This window comes from Streptomyces venezuelae (genome assembly GCF_008642375.1).
GTDB lineage: Bacteria > Actinomycetota > Actinomycetes > Streptomycetales > Streptomycetaceae > Streptomyces > Streptomyces venezuelae_G.
Genome location: NZ_CP029194.1, coordinates 1,721,851 through 1,738,205 on the forward strand (window position 1 = coordinate 1,721,851; position 16,355 = coordinate 1,738,205).

The following is a 16,355-nucleotide window of genomic DNA, read 5'->3' on the forward strand; positions in this document are numbered from 1 at the left end:
TGCACGACCGTAGGCGCTCACGGTCCTGACCGTAAGGGCCGGTCCGTGAGCGGTGGACCGATTCCGGTGGTCCCTACTCGAACCGCGTGGTGTCCCCCGCGCCGCGCCGGACGATCTCGGGCTCGCCGCTGGAGAAGTCGACGACGGTGGTCGGTTCGGTGCCGCAGTCGCCGGAGTCGACGACCACGTCCACCTGGTGGTCGAGGCGCTCCTTGATCTCCCAGCCCTGGGTGAGGGGTTCGGCCTCGTCGGGCAGGAGCAGGGTGCTGGAGAGCAGGGGTTCGCCGAGCTCCGCGAGGAGGGCCTGGGTGACGACGTGATCGGGGATGCGGACGCCGACCGTCTTCTTCTTGGGGTGCAGCAGCTGGCGCGGCACTTCCCTGGTGGCGGGCAGGATGAAGGTGTACGGCCCCGGGGTCGCGGCCTTGATCGCGCGGAAGACGTCGTTGTCGATCTGGACGAGCTGGCCCAGCTGGGCGAAGTTCTCGCACATGAGCGTGAAGTGGTGCCGGTCGTCGAGGTCGCGGATCGTCCGGATGCGGCTGATGCCGTCGCGGCTGCCCAGTCGGCTGCCGAGGGCGTAGCAGGAGTCGGTCGGGTACGCGACGAGCGCCCCGTTCCGGATGCTGTCCGCCACCGAGCCGATGGTGCGCGGCTGGGGGTTGTCGGGGTGCACGTCGAAGTACTTGGCCATGGGGGCAGTCTATTTTCGCAGCCGTCGCCAGACAGCCTTCGCCGCGTTGTGCCCTGACATGCCGTGGACTCCGGGGCCGGGCGGGGTGGCGGAGGAGCAGAGGAAGACGGCCGGGTGCGGGGTCGCGTAGGGGTGGAGCGAGAGGGTGGGGCGCAGCACGAGCTGGAGTCCTCGGGCGGCTCCGCAGGCGATGTCGCCGCCGATGTAGTTGGCGTTGCGCTCGGCGAGTTCGGCGGGTCCGGCGGTGGCGCGGGCGAGGACGCGGTCGCGGAAGCCGGGTGCGAAGCGCTCGATCTGCCGCTCGATGGCGTCGGTGAGGTCGCCGCGCCAGCCGTTCGGCACGTGTCCGTAGGCCCAGAAGACGTGCTTCCCCTCGGGGGCGCGGGAGGGGTCGACGAGGCTGGGCTGTGCGGTGATGAGGAAGGGGGCGTCGGGGGCGGTGCCGGAGGAGGCCTGGTGCAGGGCGGTGTCGATCTCGCCGGCGGTGGGGCCGACCTGGACGGTGCCGGCGCGCCGGGCTTCCTCGGCGGTCCAGGGCACGGGGCCGTCGAGCGCGTAGTCGATCTTGAAGGCGCTGGCGCCGTACCGGTAGTGGTCGTAGTGCCCGCCGAAGCCGGCGATCCGGGCGAGAGCGGTGGGCGAGGTGTCGAACACATAGGCGCGGGCGGGCGGCAGGTCGTCGAGCCGCTTCACCTCGAAGTCGGTGTGGACCGCGCCGCCGAGGTCCTTCAGGTACGCGGCGAGGGCGTCGGAGATCGACTGCGAGCCGCCCCGGGGCATCGGCCAGCCGCCCGCGTGCGCGGCGAGCGCGAAGACGAGACCGACGGCTCCGGTGGCGAAGCCGCCGAGCGGGGCGATGACATGGCCGACCAGGCCGGCGAAGAGCGCGCGGGCCTTCTCGTCCTGGAAGCGGCGCATGAGCCAGGTGGCGGGCGGCAGTCCGTCGATTCCGAAGCGGGCGAGGGTGAGGGGGTCGCGGGGCAGTGCGGTGAGCGGCAGCTGCATGAAGTCCCGTGCGAGGGTGTCCCACTTGCCGAGGTAGGGGGCGACGAGCCGGCGGTACGCGCCGGCGTCGCGCGGTCCGAAGGAGGCGGCGGTCTCGGCGACGGAGCGGGCGAGGACGGCGGCGGTGCCGTCGTCCCACGGGTGGGCCATGGGCAGTTCGGGGTGGAGCCACTCCAGGCCGTACCGCTGCAACGGCATCGTCTTGAAGACGGGCGAGCCGGCGCCGAGGGGGTGCACGGCGGAGCAGGGGTCGTGGCGGAAACCGGGAAGGGTGAGCTCCTCGGTCCTGGCGCCGCCGCCCACCGTGGACTTCGCCTCGAAGACGGCGACGGAGAAGCCGCGCCGGGCCAACTCCACGGCCGCGGTGAGTCCGTTGGGCCCCGCCCCCACGACGACGGCATCGAGCATCGACGTCTCGTTCGTCACCTTCGGACTCCTTCGTCAGCCGATGGCCAGGGCTCTCAGGATAGGCCGGTGGTCGCCGCCGCCTCACACGCCCCCGAGGAGACGCCGGATCCGCTCGGCGGTCGCCGCGTCCCTGGCCGCGGTGAACGGCAGCGCGTTCCCTCCGATGATCCGGAACGGCTCCCCCGCGATCGTCGTCTGCGCGCCGCCCGCCTCGGCGACGAGAAGCAGTCCGGCCGCGTGGTCCCAGGCGTACTCCCAGGAGAAGGCGGTGGCGTCGAGCGTGCCGCGGGCCACGGACAGGTACTCGAGTCCGGCCGAGCCGCACGGGCGCGGCGCCACGCCCTCGACCCGGAGGCCGAGCAGGGCCTTCTTCTGGTCCGGGGTGGTGTAGTCGGGGTGGGAGGCCGCGACCTCAAGGACGGCGCCGGCAGCCGGCGAACCCGACCGTATCGGCTGCCCGTTGAGCGTGGCGCCGCGGCCTCGTACGGCGACCGCCATCTCGTCCAGCGCCGGGGCGAAGGTCCAGGAGGCGAGGAGCTCGCCGCGGACGGCGAGGGCGACGAGCGTGCAGAAGGCGGGGTCGCCGTTCACGAACTGGCGGGTGCCGTCGACCGGGTCGACGATCCAGACGGGGGCGTCGCCGCGCACCGCCTCGTACACCGCGGGGTCCTCGGCGACGGCCTCCTCGCCGACGACGACCGAGCCGGGCAGCAGCGCGGTCAGCGAGGCGGTGAGGTGGGCTTCGGCGGACCGGTCGGCGACGGTGACCAGGTCGTGCGGCCCGCTCTTCTCCAGGACCTCGTGGGCGGCGAGCTGCCGGAAGCGCGGCATGATCTCGGCGGCGGCCGCCTTGCGGACCGCCTCCTCCACCTCGGTCGTACGGCCGCCGAGGATGTGCTCAAGGAAGTCTTCGATCATGCCTCCAGCTAAGCACGGGGCGCTGACAACCGGAATGCCGCGCTTGTCACCCGCTGTTCTCCTGAGGAGTACCCTTTGGCCGAGTTCACCCCTTACCGACAGGGAGGTTCCGTGCACGGCGCGTTCCACGGCGAGTACAAGGTCCCCGGCGGCAAGCTGGTGGTCGTCGACCTCGACACCGAGGACGGCGCCCTGCGCAACGTCCGGGTCGCGGGTGACTTCTTCCTGGAGCCCGACGAGGCGATCCTGGCGATCGACCGGGCCCTGGAGGGCGCTCCGGCCGACACGGACGCCGCCGGGCTCGCGGCCCGGATCGACGCGGCCCTCCCGCCGGACACGCAGATGTTCGGGCTGACCGCCGAGGGCGTCGGGGTGGCGGTCCGGCGGGCCCTCGCGCACGCAACGGACTGGACCGACTACGACTGGCAGCTGATCCACGAGCCGCCGCGCCCGCCCGCCCTGCACATGGCCCTCGACGAGGTCCTGACGGCCGAGGTGGCGGCCGGGCGCCGTCCGCCCACGCTGCGCATCTGGGAGTGGGGGGCGCCGGCGGTGGTGATCGGCAGCTTCCAGTCCCTGCGCAACGAGGTCGACCCGGTGGCCGCGGAGCGGCACGGGATCCAGGTGGTGCGCCGGATCAGCGGCGGCGGCGCGATGTTCATCGAGCCGGGCAACACGATCACGTACTCGCTCTCCGTGCCCGACGCACTCGTGCAGGGGCTCTCCTTCGCGGACAGTTACGCCTACCTCGACGACTGGGTGCTCGGCGCGCTCGGCGACATGGGGATCAAGGCCTGGTACCAGCCGCTGAACGACATCGCGACGGACGCGGGGAAGATCGCGGGCGCGGCGCAGAAGCGGATGGTCGGGGGCGGCGGAGCGGTCCTGCACCACGTGACGATGGCGTACGACATCGACGCGGACCGGATGACGGAGGTGCTGCGGATCGGCCGCGAGAAGCTCTCCGACAAGGGCACGAGGAGCGCGAAGAAGCGGGTGGACCCGCTGCGGCGGCAGACGGGGCTGCCGCGCGAGGCCGTGATCGAGCGGATGGTCGCCTCCTTCCGCGGCCGGTACGGCCTGTCGGAGGGCGGTCTCACGGAGGACGAGCTGACGCGGGCGAAGGAGCTGGCTGAGACGAAGTTCGGCACGGCGGAGTGGACGGCCCGGGTGCCGTAACGCCCTTGGTGCCGGCTGCCTAGGCTGTCGGCATGCTGATGCGTGTCGAGGGTCCCGTGAAGCCCGGCCTGCGGATGGAGAGCGCCGACGGGCGGCGGCTGGTGCTGATGCAGGGCGGGGTTCCCGTGCTGTTCGCCCGGCAGCGGGTCACCTGGTACGGGCTGCACTACGCGCGGACGGGCCGGTACGTCTCGCCGCTGGCGCCCTTGCGGGCGGAACTGGCCCGCACAGTCGCCGAGTTCGCGGAGCCCGGCTCGGAGGAGTGGACGGAGCGCTGGGCCGCGCACGGCGGTGCGGCGCTGCGCGCGGCGGACGACGGGCCGCTCCACGAGGGCGAGTGGCATCTCGCCCCGGACGCGGACCGCTGGTTCGTGGACCGCAATTGGCCGAAACTTCTCGCCCACGACCCGGACCGGGGCCACCTCACGTGGTTCGGGTACGGCGACCCCGACGAGGACGCGCGGGACCTGCTGCCGCTGCGGGCCCTGTCGCACCGGGAGGCGCCCCGGGTGAAGGCGTACCGCCGCCAGTACCGGGAGGGGGTCCTGCCGCCGGTGTTCGGGTGGTGGATCAGCGGGCTCAACTCCCCCGTCGTCCTCGACGGCCACGACCGGCTGACGGCGGCGCTCGCGGAGGGCGGCCGCCCTCGGGTCCTGCTCCTCTCCCGGGCCATGGACGCCGCCCGGATCGCGCTCTGGGCGGAACGGCCCGTGGCGGAGTACGAGCGCCGGGTGGCCGCTCTGGACGGACCGCTCGGCCCGACCCGCGTCGCGCACGTGAGCCGACAGTTCGCGAACACGCTCCGGTCGATCGACCAGACCCCGGCCGTGACCCGCGCCTGGCCCTTCCCCGGCGGACCCGCGGGCTGGGACGCGGCGGTGGCCGCGCACGTCCCGGGCTGGGCCCCCGACGCGGAGCGGTGACCGCGTCCCGCCTTGATCGTTGAAGTCCGGACGGGCCGGAACAGGCCGTGGTGACGGGCAGAGGAAACGTCTCCGCATGCCGCCGCCGGCCCCGGGAAACCGCCGCCGGACAGTTCGGAGATCTCGTGGGACGGATGAGAAGGCTCATGGCCACGGTCACAGGGGCGGTGCTGGCCTTGAGCCCGCTCGGCCCCGTCCCGGCGCAGGCGATCGTCGGAGGGCAGGAGGCGACGCCGCACCAGTACCCGTTCATGGCGGGGCTCGTGGACCTCGCCGAGCAGCGGGTGATGTGCGGCGGGGCGCTCGTCGGCGACCGGTACGTGCTGACCGCCGCCCACTGCCTGACCGGCTCCTACAGCAGCACCGCGCGGGTGGGCGTCCTCCTCGGCGACCACGACCTGACGACCGGGGAGGACAGCCCGTACACCCTCATGGCGACGCCGGAACGGTTCGTCGTGCACCCCGACTACGACCCGGCGACCCAGGCGAACGACATCGCGCTCGTCCGGCTGGCCGAACCGGTCGCGTACAACCGCGGCGTGAGCCCGGTCGGGCTGCCCGCCCCGTACTCCCACGGCACCTTCGACCACACGCAGGTCGAGGTGCCCGGCTGGGGCGCCACCTCGTTCGGCGGCCGGACCTCCGACGTCCTGCGCACCGTGGTCCTCGGCACGATGAGCAACCCGACCTGTGTGGACCGGGGCATGTCGCACGTCGCCTCCCCGCAGATCTGCACCTACGCGCCGGGGCGGGACACCTGCCTGTACGACTCCGGCGGCCCCCTGGTCCGCAAGGTCGGGCGGAAGCCGTACCTGGTCGGCCTGGTCTCCTACGGGAAGGGGTGCGCGACCGACACCCCTGCCGTGAACACCCGTGTCTGGTCCTATCTCAGCTGGATCGGGCGGACGACGGGGCAGCGCCCCGCCTCCTCATGAGGGCGGTGTAGAGGAGCAGGGAGGCGGCGAGGCCCACGGCCCAGCCGTAGTCGGCGAGCGGCTCGAGGAGCGGGACGAGACCGTCCTCGGGGAAGGGGCCGGTACCCGGGGCCGAGTGGGAGCCGCCGACGGCGAGGACGCCGCCGACCGCGAACGCGAGGGCGGCCGCCGGGTTCCAGCCGCCCCGGTACCAGTACGGTCCGTCGGCCCGGTACAGCCCTTCGAGGTCGAGGGCGGTGCGGCGGACGAGCCAGTAGTCGGCGATCAGGATGCCGGCCACCGTGCCGAGGAGGCCGCCGACCAGACCGAGCCAGGTGAAGATGTAGAGCTCGGGGGTGGCCGTGAGCTTCCAGGGCATGATGAGGACGCCGACGACCCCGGTGATCAGCGCGCCCGTACGGAAGTCGACGAACTTCGGCGCCAGGTTGGCGAGGTCGTAGGCCGGGGAGACGACGTTCGCCGCGATGTTGACCGACAGGGTGGCGACGACGACGGTCACCAGGGCGAAGAGCAGGCCGAAGACGTTGTCGGCCTTGGCGGCGAGCGCCACCGGATCCCAGACGGGCGCGCCGTACACGGCCTGCGAGCCGGAGGTGACGAGCACCGAGAGCAGCGCGAACAGGGTCATGGTGGTGGGCAGGCCGAGGGTCTGGCCCCACACCTGGGCCCGCTGCCCCGCCCCGAAGCGTGTGAAGTCGGGGATGTTGAGGCTGAGCGTCGCCCAGAAGGCGATCATGCCCATGAGGGCCGGGAAGAAGACCGGCCAGAAGTCCGCGCCCCAGCCGAGCCGGGAGGGCTGGTCGAGGAGCGGGCCGAGGCCGCCGGCCTTGACCGTGATCCAGACGAGAAGGGCGAGCGCGCCGACGATCACGAACGGCGCGGCCCAGTTCTCGAAGCGGCGGAGGGCGTCCATGCCCCGGTAGATGATGGCCAGTTCGAGGGCCCAGAAGAGGACGAAGCAGAGCCAGAGGGTCCACGGCTGGCCGCCGATCCTCGACGCCTCGGCCCAGTTCCCGCCGAAGACCTTGTCCAGGAGGATGAAGACGCCCTGGCCGCCTATCCAGGTCTGGATGCCGAACCACGCGCAGGCGACGCCGGCCCGGATGAGGGCGGGCAGGTTGGCGCCGCGCAGGCCGAAGGAGGCGCGGGCGAGGACGGGGAAGGGGATGCCGTACTTGGGTCCGGCGTGCCCGGTGAGGAGCATCGGCAGCAGGACGATGACATTGGCGAGGGCGATGGTGAGGACGGCCTGCTTCCAGTCCATGCCGAGGGCGACGAGACCGGAGGCGAGCATCCAGGAGGGGATGTTGTGGGCCATGCCGACCCAGAGGGCGGCGAAGTTGTAGGTGGTCCAGCGGCGCTCGGCGACGGGGACGGGGAGCAGGTCGTCGTTGACGAAGCGGGGGTCCGCGGGAGCGGTGCCGGGTGCGAGTTCGATCCGGCCGTCGACGGCGGCGGGTCCGGAAGGACTTCCCGGTCTTCCCGGGGGGACGGTTGCGGTCATACGGAGGAACCCTTCGTTCGGCGGGGAGGACGGAACGAGGTGTCGCCCGGGGAAGGGCGAGGGGGGTGCCATACCGGTAGGGCTCCATGGCGCACTGTCAAGAACTGATTGTGGCCAAGGAGAAGGAGTGGGTGACCGATTGTCCCACTCGACGTGACGCGCGGGGTAGTCCTCGGTTGCCACCGAACTCGACGGCGGGAGCGGCGACCGGGCCCGTCCAGAGTCCGGATGTCGCTCGTGTCCGGGGGGCGGGCGTCCGGGCGGGGGTGGTCACGGCCGGTCGGCGGTCAGCGGTGAGAGCGGCCGCTCGAAGAAGGTCTCCAGGACCACCGTGGCCTGCGTTCCGCTTACGCCGTCGATGGCGTAGATGCGGCGCAGCACATCCTGCAGCTGCTCGGTGGTCGCGGTCCTGACCTTCACCAGCACGGAGGCGCTGCCGGCGATGACGTGCGCCTCCAGGATCTCGGGGAGTGCGGCGAAGTCCTGCGCCGAATCACCCATCCAGGACGTCGAGTCGACCATGACGTAGGCCAGGACGGCGCTGCCCACGGCGGCGGGGTCCACCTCGACCGTGGTGCGCCGGATGACGCCGCGCTCGCGCAGCTTCCGTACCCGCTCGTGGGCGGCACCGGCCGACAGGCCGACGGCCTGACCGAGCGCGGCGTAGGGCTGGGTGGCGTCCTGCTGGAGCTGGGCCAGCAGGGCCCGATCGATGTGATCCACAACTCTCCATTCGGAATCGACTGGCCAGAACAGTACCTCATCTTGCAACATGCACCTGATGCCGATTCAGATTCGGTACGTGGCAGGATTCGTGAGGAGTGGACTCCATGAGCGGCGAGCGCCCGGGGCTGTACGAGATGCTGGACGACCGGTTCCGTACCGGGAGGTGCATGAACGGTGACGAAGCGCTGGAGGTCCTGTTCACCGGCTGCCGCTGGGCCGAGGGGCCGATCTACGTGCCGGCCTGGCGCCAGGTGGTCTGGAGCGACATCCCCAACGACCGGATGCTGCGGTGGGACGAGGAGACCGGCTCGGTCGGCGTCTTCCGCCGCTCCGCAGGGCACACCAACGGCAACACCCTCGACCGCGAGGGCCGGCTGATCACCTGTGAGCAGGGAAACCGCCGGGTGACCCGGACCGAACACGACGGCACCCTCACCGTGCTGGCCGAGCACTGGCAGGGCAAGCGCCTGAACAGCCCGAACGACGCGACGGTGAAGTCCGACGGCTCGATCTGGTTCTCCGACCCGGACTTCGGCATCACCAGCGATTACGAGGGGTACCGCGCGGAGAGCGAGATCGGCTCCAACAACGTCTACCGGATCGACCCGGCGACGGGCGAAGTGCGCCTGGTCGCTGACTGCTTCGGCGCGCCGAACGGCCTGGTCTTCTCGGCCGACGAGCGACAGCTGTTCGTCTCCGACACCCGGGCCGGCTTCATCCGGGTCTTCGACGTGCGCGACGACGGCACCCTGTCCGAGGGCAAGGTCTTCGCCGAGGCCGGGGCCCGTGGCAGGGCCCGCTTCGACAACCTCCGCTTCGACGACGGCGGCCGGCTCTGGGCCGCCGCGATGGACGACGGAGTGCACTGCTACGACCCCGACGGCACCCTGATCGGCCGCCTGAACGTCCCCGAAGCGGTCGCCAACATCTCCTGGGGCGGCGCCAAGCGCAACCGCCTCTTCATCACCGCGGAGACCAGTCTGTACTCGGTGGTCATGGGTGTCACCGGCTCGCACCCGACCGGACCGGGACGACGACCCTGGCTGCAGCCGGCACCTCGGTGAACTCCCGGTCGGCCCGTCACCACGCCTTCGCCGTCCGCGGGCGGGCGGCGGGGGGGCGGGCCGAGCCGGGCTCACCTCGCCGGATCGGCGGCGCCCCGGAAGGTGCGGCGGTACGCCCTCCTGCCGTGCACCGACCCCGACGAGGTCGCGAAGGCCGCGGCCCGCGAGGTCCGCGTCGAGAACCTCCTCGTCGAGGCCGACCACGCCGGCATGAACGCCGTCGCCGAGCTGGCCGCCGCCGGTTCCCTGCGCGCCCACATCGAGGCCGTCTTCCCGCTCGCCGACGCGGCCGGGGCCCACGCCCTGGGCGAGACGGGCCGTACGACCGGCAAGATCTTACTGACCGTTTCCTGGGCTCCGGTCCGTTCCGCCCTCGAACGCCTGGCGCCCGCGCCGGCCGTCAGCGGAAGGCGGGGATGATCTCGGCGCCGTAGGCGTCGATGGTGCCCTCGCGGTTGTCGTGCATGTCGTAGACGGCGAACTGGTCGACGCCCAGGTCCTTGAGATGGCGGAGCTTGTCGATGTGGGCCTCGGCGGGGCCGAGGAGGCAGAAGCGGTCGACGATCTCGTCGGGGACGAACGTGGTGTCGGGGTTGTCGGCGCGGCCGTGGTGGGAGTAGTCGTAGCCCTGCCGGTCCTTGATGTACGCCGTCAGCTCCTCGGGGACCATCGAGGAGTGCTCCCCGTACTTGGACACCAGGTCGGCGACGTGGTTGCCGACCATGCCGCCGAACCAGCGGCACTGGTCCCGGGCGTGCGCCAGGGCCTGGGGCGAGTAGTCGGCCGTGACGTAGGCGGGGGCGGCGACGCAGATCGTGAGCGCGTCGGGGTCGCGGCCCGCGTCGGCGGCGGCCTGCCGCACCGCCTTGACCATCCACTCGGTCAGGAAGGGGTCGGCGAGCTGGAGGATGAAGCCGTCGGCCTTCTGGCCCGCGAGGGCCAGGGCCCTGGGTCCGTACGCGGCCATCCAGACCGGCAGCTTGCCGTTCTTGATCCAGGGGATGCGGACCGGATTGCCGTCCACCTCCGCCTCGCGGCCCTCCGCCAGATCGCGGATGACCTCGATGGCCTCGCCGAGACGGGCCAGGGTGTTGGGTTTGCGGCCGGCGACGCGCATGGCGGAGTCGCCGCGGCCGATGCCGCAGACGGTCCGGTTGCCGTACATGTCGTTGAGGGTGGCGAAGGTGGAGGCCGTCACCTCCCAGGTCCGCGTCCCCGGGTTGGTCACCATCGTGCCGACGTGCAGCTTCGTGGTGTTGGCGAGGATCTGGCTGTAGATGACGAACGGCTCCTGCCACAGCACGGCGGAGTCGAAGGTCCAGCCGTAGCGGAAGCCGTTGCGCTCCGCCCGGCGCATCAGGCCGACGACCTGCGAGGCGGGCGGGTCGGTCTGCAGGACGAGTCCGAAGTCCACGCGGGGACCTCCAAGTTCAAGTCGGTGCGGTGAGGTTCCGGGGTGGTTCAGCCCAGGTACTGGCAGGTGGAGCGGGGCACGAACGTGCCGTGGCCGGCGCGGCCGACGTACTTGCGCTGGTCGATGACGACCTCGCCGCGCGACAGGACCGTCTCCACCTGGCCGGTGACCGTCCTCCCCTCGTACGCCGAGTAGTCGACGTTCATGTGGTGGGTCTCGGCCGACAGCACCTGGGTGGCGTGCGGGTCGTAGATGACGACGTCCGCGTCCGCGCCGGGCGCGATGGTGCCCTTCTGCGGGTAGAGGCCGAACATCCGGGCCGGGGTCGCGCAGGCGATCTCGATCCAGCGGCGCCGCGTGATGTGCCCGTCGACGACGGCCTGGTGGAGGAGGTCCATGCGGTTCTCCACGCCGGGCAGACCGTTGGGGATCTTCGAGAAGTCCCCCCGGCCCAGCTCCTTCTGGCCGACGAAGCAGAAGGGACAGTGGTCGGTGGAGACCACCTGGAGGTCGTTGGTCCGCAGGCCGCGCCAGAGCGCCGCCTGGTGCTCCTTCGGACGCAGCGGGGTGCTGCACACGTACTTGGCGCCCTCGAAGTCCGGCTCCGCGAGGTTGTCGGTGGAGAGGAAGAGGTACTGCGGGCAGGTCTCGCCGAAGACGGGCAGCCCCTTGTCGCGGGCGGCCGCGATCTCGGCGACCGCCTCCTCGGCGGAGACGTGGACGACGTAGAGCGGTGCGCCGGCGACCCGGGCGAGCTGGATCGCGCGGTGGGTGGCCTCGGCCTCGAGGAGGACCTTGCGGACCTCCCCGTGGTAGCGGGGGTCGGTCTCGCCGCGGGCGAGCGCCTGCTCGACGAGGACGTCGATGGCGATGCCGTTCTCGGCGTGCATCATGATCAGCCCGCCGTTGTCGGCGGAGCGCTGCATGGCGCGCAGGATCCGGCCGTCGTCCGAGTAGAAGACGCCCGGGTATGCCATGAAGAGCTTGAACGAGCTCACGCCCTCCTGGACGAGGCGGTCCATCTCCTTGAGCGTGTGCTCGTTCACGTCGGAGAGGATCATGTGGAAGCCGTAGTCGATCGCGCAGTTGCCGTCGGCCTTGGCGTACCAGGTGTCGAGTCCCTCGCGCAGGCTCTGACCGACGGTCTGGACGGCGAAGTCGACGATGGTGGTGGTGCCGCCCCAGGCGGCGGCGCGGGTGCCGGTCTCGAAGGTGTCGGAGGCGGCGGTGCCGCCGAAGGGCAGCTCCATGTGGGTGTGGGCGTCGACGCCGCCGGGCAGCACGTAGCGGTCGGTGGCGTCGATGGTCCGGTCGGCGGTCCAGCCGGCCGCCACGTCCGAACCGTGGGCGGCGAGGGCGACGATCCGGCCGTCCTCGATCAGCACGTCGGCGTGGAGTTCGTCGGCGGCGGTGACGACGAGACCGCCCCGGACGAGGGTACGGGTGCTCACGGGACTCTCCTGCCTGAGAAAGGGTGGACTACAGGACTCCGAGCGCCTCTTCGAGGATCGCGGCGCCTTCCTCGGCCTCGGCGACGGTGAGCGAGAGCGGTGGGGCGATGCGCAGGGTGCTGGTGTTGTGGCCGCCGCCCTTGCCGATGAGCAGGCCGCGCTCCCGGGCCGCCTCCAGGACGGCGGAGGCCGCCTCCGGGTCGGCGCGGTCGGTGCCCGGCTCGGTGAGTTCGATGCCGATCATGAGGCCGCGGCCCCGTACCTCCCGCACGGCGTCCACACCGGCCGCCGCGGCCCGCACGCGCTCGATGAGGAGGCCTCCGACGCGGCGGGCGTTCCCCTGGAGGTCGTGCTCCAGGAGGTGGGAGAGGTTGGCCAGGCCCGCGGCCATGGTGATCGGCGAACCGCCGAAGGTGGAGATGGAGTTGGCGTCGATGCAGTTCATGATCTCGGCGCGGGCGACGACGCCGCCGACGGACATGCCGTTCCCGATGCCCTTGGCGAAGGTGAGGATGTCGGGCGGTCCGGCCTGGCCGTGGGCCTGCCAGCCCCAGAAGTGGTCGCCGGTGCGGCCCCAGCCGGTCTGCACCTCGTCGGCGATCCAGAGGATGCCGTGCCGGTCGAGGACGCGCCGGAAGGCGGCGTACAGGCCGTCGGGCGGGGAGGTGAAGCCGCCGACGCCCTGGACGGGTTCGGCGATGAGGGCGGCGACGTCCCGGGTGTGGCCGAGGAGGTCTTCGAGATCGGCGACGCAGGCCTCGATGAACCGCTCGTCGCTGTACTGGGCATAGGGGCCACGGGTGCGGACGCCGCCGTGCACGTACAGCGTCTGGAGCGGGGAGAGGCCGGTCGGCGACCAGGCGCGGTTGCCGGTGATGCCGACGGTGGAGAAGGAGCGGCCGTGGTAGCTGTTGCGCATCGCCAGGATCTGGTTCGAGCGGCGGTACGCGGTGGCCAGGAGCAGGGCCGTGTCGTTGGCCTCGGTGCCCGAGGTGGCGAAGAAGACGCGGGCGTCGGGGATGCCGGAGAGGCCGGCGATCCGCTCGGCGAGCTCCACCATGGGCCGGTTGAGGTAGAGCGTGGACGAGTGGATGATCCGCCCGGCCTGCTCGGCGACGGCCTTGGTGACCTCGGGCAGGGCGTGGGCGGTCATGGTGGTGAGGATGCCGCCGAAGAAATCGAGGTACTTGCGTCCGTCGGCGTCCCAGACGTGGCGGCCCTCGCCGTGGGTGATCTCGACGGGATCCTTGTAGTAGAGCGCGACCCAGTCGGGGATGACGGCCTTGTGCCGGTCGAAGAGGCTGCTCACGGCTGCACCAGCCCGTCGTACGCGTCGGGGCGGCGGTCCCGGTAGAAGGCCCATTGCTGCCGCACCTGCTCGATGAGGCCGAAGTCGAGGTCGCGGACGACGAGTTCCTCGGTCTTGTCGGAGGCGACCTCGCCGACGAACTGGCCGCGCGGGTCGACGAAGTAGCTGGTGCCGTAGAAGTCGTTGTCGCCGTACTCCTCCTGGCCGACGCGGTTGATCGCGGCGACGAAGTACTCGTTGGCGACGGCGGCTGCGGGCTGTTCCAGCTGCCAGAGGTAGGAGGAGAGGCCGCGCGAGGTGGCCGAGGGGTTGTAGACCAACTGGGCTCCGTTGAGTCCGAGTTGGCGCCAGCCCTCGGGGAAGTGACGGTCGTAGCAGATGTAGACGCCGACCTTGCCGACGGCGGTGTCGAAGACCGGCCAGCCGGCGTTGCCCGGGCGGAAGTAGTACTTCTCCCAGAAGCCCTTGACCTGCGGGATGTGGTGCTTGCGGTACTTGCCGAGGTAGGTGCCGTCGGCGTCGATGACGGCCGCGGTGTTGTAGTAGAAGCCCTCGCCCTCTACCTCGAAGACGGGGACGACGATCACCATCCCCGTCTCCCTCGCGAGGGCCTTCATCCGGCTGACGGTCGGGCCGTCGGGGACGGGCTCGGCCCAGCGGTAGTGCTCGGGCTCCTGGACCTGGCAGAAGTAGGGGGCGTTGAACACCTCCTGGAAGCCGATCACCTTGGCGCCCTGCCGGGCGGCCTCCCGGGCGTGCTCCTCATGTTTGGCGATCATGGATTCGGTGTCGCCGGTCCAGGTCGCCTGGACGAGCGCGGCGCGTACGACGTCGGTCATGAGCTGCTCCTTCGGCACGGCGTCAGAGAGCCTCTACGCCCGTAGACGCGGGGCGTAGGAGGAGAACGTAAGCCCCGTCACACCCCGGAGCAAGACCACCGTCGCGAAGCGGCGGCGTCGATCATGTTTCATACCCGAGTGGTCCACGTCGGACACGTACCGACACGTACCCGCAAGTAATGACAAGCGCCGGTGGGGCGGCCGTCGCCGCTCCCCGTCAGGCGCCCGCCAGACCCGCCAGGCCCGCCACGCGCAGGGCGTGCAGCAGGTCGCGCTCCCGCGCGGCGGACACCGCGCGGGCCGCGCCGATGAGCCGGGGGACGAGCCCGCGCGGGTCCGCGACCGCGAGGCGGGCGGCGTCCTCGGGGGTCCGGACCCGGACGAAGGCGGTGAGCAGGGCGTGCGCCTCGCGGTCGTGGCCGTCGGCGCGCAGCGCGGCGCACGCCCCGGCGAGCTCCTCCACGGGGCGGGCCACGCCCTGCCGGAGCAGCTGGTCGCAGTCGGCGGCCCGGCCCGCGTCGGCGAGGACCCCGGCGACGGCTGCGAGCCGGCCGGGCGGCAGCGAGGCCGCCTCCCAGAGCAGGGTGGACCAGTCGGCGTGCAGCCCGGCCCGGTGCAGCTCCGCCGCGAGAGCGGGCAGCCGGTCCGGCGGACCGGTGAGCGCCTCGCAGAGCAGGGCGTGCGCCTCGCCGCTACGGCCCTGGGCGCGGAGCCGCTGGAGGGCGTAGACGGCATTGGCGGCGGCACGCACGGCCTGTGCGGGGGCCGTCTCGCCCGAGGGGGCGGGGGCCTGGGCGGCGGCCGCGCCGGACTCGCCGCCACCCCCGAACCGCGCGCCCCGGGGGGCCGCTCCCCCCGTCGGCAGTGCGGGAACGGCCACCGCGGGCGTCGCCCCCTCGGCACTTTCCTCCAGCCAGGCGTACCGGGCGCCCCGGGGGCGGCGCTTGGCGGACGGGGGCGCCGCCGGGGCAGGTGCGGCCCCCGCGGTTCCGCCGAGGCGGGCCAGTCGCGCGGTCAGTTCGGTGACGCGGGCGGCGGCGCGGGCGTGGTCGTCGCGGATCCAGGCGAGGTCGCTCTCCAGGCCGGCCGCCTCCGCCGTCCCGGCGGCGGCGCGGAGCCGATCCCCCAGCTCGCGGGCGCGGGACTCGGCGTACCGGCGTTCGTGCTCCATCAGGTCGCGGCGTTCGGCAAGCGCGGCGGCCCCGCCGGGGCGCCGGTCGTGGGCGGTGGCCGCCGCCGCGTGCAGCGCCCGGCCCCGGCCGGCGAGCGGCCCGTCGGCCTGCTCCCCGGCGTCCTGGAGCAGCGACTCGACGACGTCCCAGGGCAGGATCTCCGCGCCGTCGAAGCAGGCCCGCAGCCCCTCAGGGTCGCGTTCGGCGAAGACGCCGTACCAGCCGGCGTCCGGCCGGAGACGGGAGGCGAGCTCCGTCAGCCATTGCGCGAAGTTCGCTACTTCCACCGGGAGTTGATGTACCGTCATGCGTTCCGCACCTGCCCCGCCGTCGACTGGAACCTTCCGGTCCGCGGGTATTGGACCGCAGTCGTGTTACGGGACGACTACGGTCCGTTTTCGGGCGGGTGCCTCACCCGGTGGATTCTCCGGCGCCGAGGCGCACGACGATCCCGGTGTGCGGACGCTTGCCGAGACGGACGATCATGGCCGGCACGTCGGTCAGCCAGTACTGCCAGGTGTACTTGCGCGAGAGCAGGCCCCGGATCCGGCTCAGCTCCTCCCCCTCGACCAGCCGGCCCTCGCCGGTGAAGCGCGTCGCGCCCGCGGCGATGTTGCCGCGCACATCGCAGACGGCGACCTCGACCCGCGGGTCGTTCCGCAGCCGCTTGACCTTCCAGGAGTCGGTACGGGTCCACGCGTACAGCTCGGAGCCCTCCACCGCGTACCAGACGGGTGTCGCGACCCCCGTGCCGTTCTTGCGGAAGGTCGTCAGGCTCACGTAGCGGCCGCGCCGCAGTTCCTCGGGCATCATG

Annotated in this window: 16 protein-coding genes; 5 read left to right on the top strand and 11 right to left on the bottom strand. The window is 72.1% G+C overall.

Going from position 1 to position 16,355, the window contains the following annotated elements:
* Nucleotides 1-73 precede the first annotated feature (73 nt).
* From DEJ46_RS07615 to DEJ46_RS07625, 3 genes are all read right to left on the bottom strand, one after another.
* Nucleotides 74-694, bottom strand: coding sequence for an L-threonylcarbamoyladenylate synthase (locus DEJ46_RS07615; protein WP_150264786.1), 621 nt, complete (start codon nt 692-694; stop codon nt 74-76).
* A 9-nt stretch (nt 695-703) separates the two neighbouring features.
* Entirely contained in the window at nt 704-2,107 is a 1,404-nt protein-coding gene (locus DEJ46_RS07620; protein ID WP_150274213.1) for a phytoene desaturase family protein, read from the bottom strand.
* Between the two features lie 81 nt (nt 2,108-2,188).
* Nucleotides 2,189-3,025: an inositol monophosphatase family protein gene (locus tag DEJ46_RS07625; protein WP_150264787.1), complete on the bottom strand. Its 837-nt coding sequence runs from the start codon at nt 3,023-3,025 to the stop codon at nt 2,189-2,191.
* A 111-nt stretch (nt 3,026-3,136) separates the two neighbouring features.
* Between DEJ46_RS07625 and DEJ46_RS07630 the strand changes: the two genes are divergently transcribed.
* The 3 genes from DEJ46_RS07630 to DEJ46_RS07640 all read left to right on the top strand — a co-directional run bounded on the left by DEJ46_RS07630 (nt 3,137) and on the right by DEJ46_RS07640 (nt 6,062).
* The gene (locus DEJ46_RS07630; RefSeq protein ID WP_150264788.1) at nt 3,137-4,204 is read left to right on the top strand and encodes a biotin/lipoate A/B protein ligase family protein; all 1,068 of its coding nucleotides are present in this window, start codon (nt 3,137-3,139) and stop codon (nt 4,202-4,204) included.
* A gap of 32 nt (nt 4,205-4,236) precedes the next feature.
* Nucleotides 4,237-5,127 (top strand): hypothetical protein, encoded by an 891-nt coding sequence (locus DEJ46_RS07635; protein WP_150264789.1) that lies wholly within the window; start codon nt 4,237-4,239, stop codon nt 5,125-5,127.
* A gap of 146 nt (nt 5,128-5,273) precedes the next feature.
* Nucleotides 5,274-6,062, top strand: a complete 789-nt coding sequence (locus tag DEJ46_RS07640) for a serine protease (protein ID WP_150264790.1) — start codon at nt 5,274-5,276, stop codon at nt 6,060-6,062.
* On the opposite strand, the gene DEJ46_RS07645 is transcribed toward DEJ46_RS07640, so the two are convergent.
* Together DEJ46_RS07645 and DEJ46_RS07650 are read right to left on the bottom strand one after the other, a co-directional pair.
* On the bottom strand, nt 6,016-7,566 hold the full coding sequence (locus tag DEJ46_RS07645; protein ID WP_150264791.1) for an NCS1 family nucleobase:cation symporter-1: 1,551 nt from the start codon (nt 7,564-7,566) through the stop codon (nt 6,016-6,018). The two genes, DEJ46_RS07640 and DEJ46_RS07645, sit on opposite strands and share 47 nt — an antisense overlap.
* Before the next feature lie 270 nt (nt 7,567-7,836).
* On the bottom strand, nt 7,837-8,289 hold the full coding sequence (locus DEJ46_RS07650; protein WP_150264792.1) for an Lrp/AsnC family transcriptional regulator: 453 nt from the start codon (nt 8,287-8,289) through the stop codon (nt 7,837-7,839).
* Nucleotides 8,290-8,396: 107 nt separating this feature from the next.
* Here DEJ46_RS07650 and DEJ46_RS07655 point away from each other — a divergent pair, with 107 nt between their 5' ends.
* Both DEJ46_RS07655 and DEJ46_RS07660 read left to right on the top strand, forming a co-directional pair.
* Nucleotides 8,397-9,356, top strand: a complete 960-nt coding sequence (locus DEJ46_RS07655) for an SMP-30/gluconolactonase/LRE family protein (protein ID WP_150264793.1) — start codon at nt 8,397-8,399, stop codon at nt 9,354-9,356.
* Between the two features lie 102 nt (nt 9,357-9,458).
* A complete protein-coding gene (locus DEJ46_RS07660; RefSeq protein ID WP_411757728.1) occupies nt 9,459-9,776 on the top strand; it encodes a zinc-binding dehydrogenase in 318 nt (105 codons plus the stop codon).
* Here the strand turns inward: DEJ46_RS07660 and DEJ46_RS07665 are convergent.
* The 6 genes from DEJ46_RS07665 to DEJ46_RS07690 all read right to left on the bottom strand — a co-directional run bounded on the left by DEJ46_RS07665 (nt 9,757) and on the right by DEJ46_RS07690 (nt 16,354).
* Nucleotides 9,757-10,770: a TIGR03842 family LLM class F420-dependent oxidoreductase gene (locus DEJ46_RS07665; RefSeq protein ID WP_150264794.1), complete on the bottom strand. Its 1,014-nt coding sequence runs from the start codon at nt 10,768-10,770 to the stop codon at nt 9,757-9,759. The two genes, DEJ46_RS07660 and DEJ46_RS07665, sit on opposite strands and share 20 nt — an antisense overlap.
* 47 nt (nt 10,771-10,817) lie before the next feature.
* Entirely contained in the window at nt 10,818-12,221 is a 1,404-nt protein-coding gene (hydA, locus tag DEJ46_RS07670; protein WP_150264795.1) for a dihydropyrimidinase, read from the bottom strand.
* 28 nt (nt 12,222-12,249) lie between these two features.
* Entirely contained in the window at nt 12,250-13,530 is a 1,281-nt protein-coding gene (locus DEJ46_RS07675) for an aspartate aminotransferase family protein (protein WP_150264796.1), read from the bottom strand.
* A complete protein-coding gene (locus DEJ46_RS07680) occupies nt 13,527-14,369 on the bottom strand; it encodes a nitrilase-related carbon-nitrogen hydrolase (RefSeq protein ID WP_150264797.1) in 843 nt (280 codons plus the stop codon). Before DEJ46_RS07680 ends, DEJ46_RS07675 begins: the two co-directional genes overlap by 4 nt.
* A 217-nt stretch (nt 14,370-14,586) precedes the next feature.
* A complete protein-coding gene (locus tag DEJ46_RS07685; protein WP_150264798.1) occupies nt 14,587-15,849 on the bottom strand; it encodes a UL36 very large tegument protein in 1,263 nt (420 codons plus the stop codon).
* Between the two features lie 103 nt (nt 15,850-15,952).
* A complete protein-coding gene (locus tag DEJ46_RS07690; protein WP_150264799.1) occupies nt 15,953-16,354 on the bottom strand; it encodes a PPOX class F420-dependent oxidoreductase in 402 nt (133 codons plus the stop codon).
* Nucleotide 16,355 lies beyond the last annotated feature (1 nt).

What these genes read in the sequence shown, in the direction of transcription:
- DEJ46_RS07655 (WP_150264793.1), top strand. Translation starts at nt 8,397, where the DNA reads ATGAGCGGCGAGCGCCCGGGGCTGTACGAGATGCTGGACGACCGGTTC.
- DEJ46_RS07685 (WP_150264798.1), bottom strand. Translation starts at nt 15,849, where the DNA reads ATGACGGTACATCAACTCCCGGTGGAAGTAGCGAACTTCGCGCAATGG.
- DEJ46_RS07615 (WP_150264786.1), bottom strand. Translation starts at nt 694, where the DNA reads ATGGCCAAGTACTTCGACGTGCACCCCGACAACCCCCAGCCGCGCACC.
- DEJ46_RS07680 (WP_150264797.1), bottom strand. Translation starts at nt 14,369, where the DNA reads ATGACCGACGTCGTACGCGCCGCGCTCGTCCAGGCGACCTGGACCGGC.
- DEJ46_RS07635 (WP_150264789.1), top strand. Translation starts at nt 4,237, where the DNA reads ATGCTGATGCGTGTCGAGGGTCCCGTGAAGCCCGGCCTGCGGATGGAG.
- DEJ46_RS07640 (WP_150264790.1), top strand. Translation starts at nt 5,274, where the DNA reads ATGGCCACGGTCACAGGGGCGGTGCTGGCCTTGAGCCCGCTCGGCCCC.
- DEJ46_RS07690 (WP_150264799.1), bottom strand. Translation starts at nt 16,354, where the DNA reads ATGATGCCCGAGGAACTGCGGCGCGGCCGCTACGTGAGCCTGACGACC.
- DEJ46_RS07620 (WP_150274213.1), bottom strand. Translation starts at nt 2,107, where the DNA reads ATGCTCGATGCCGTCGTCGTGGGGGCGGGGCCCAACGGACTCACCGCG.
- DEJ46_RS07645 (WP_150264791.1), bottom strand. Translation starts at nt 7,566, where the DNA reads ATGACCGCAACCGTCCCCCCGGGAAGACCGGGAAGTCCTTCCGGACCC.
- DEJ46_RS07625 (WP_150264787.1), bottom strand. Translation starts at nt 3,025, where the DNA reads ATGATCGAAGACTTCCTTGAGCACATCCTCGGCGGCCGTACGACCGAG.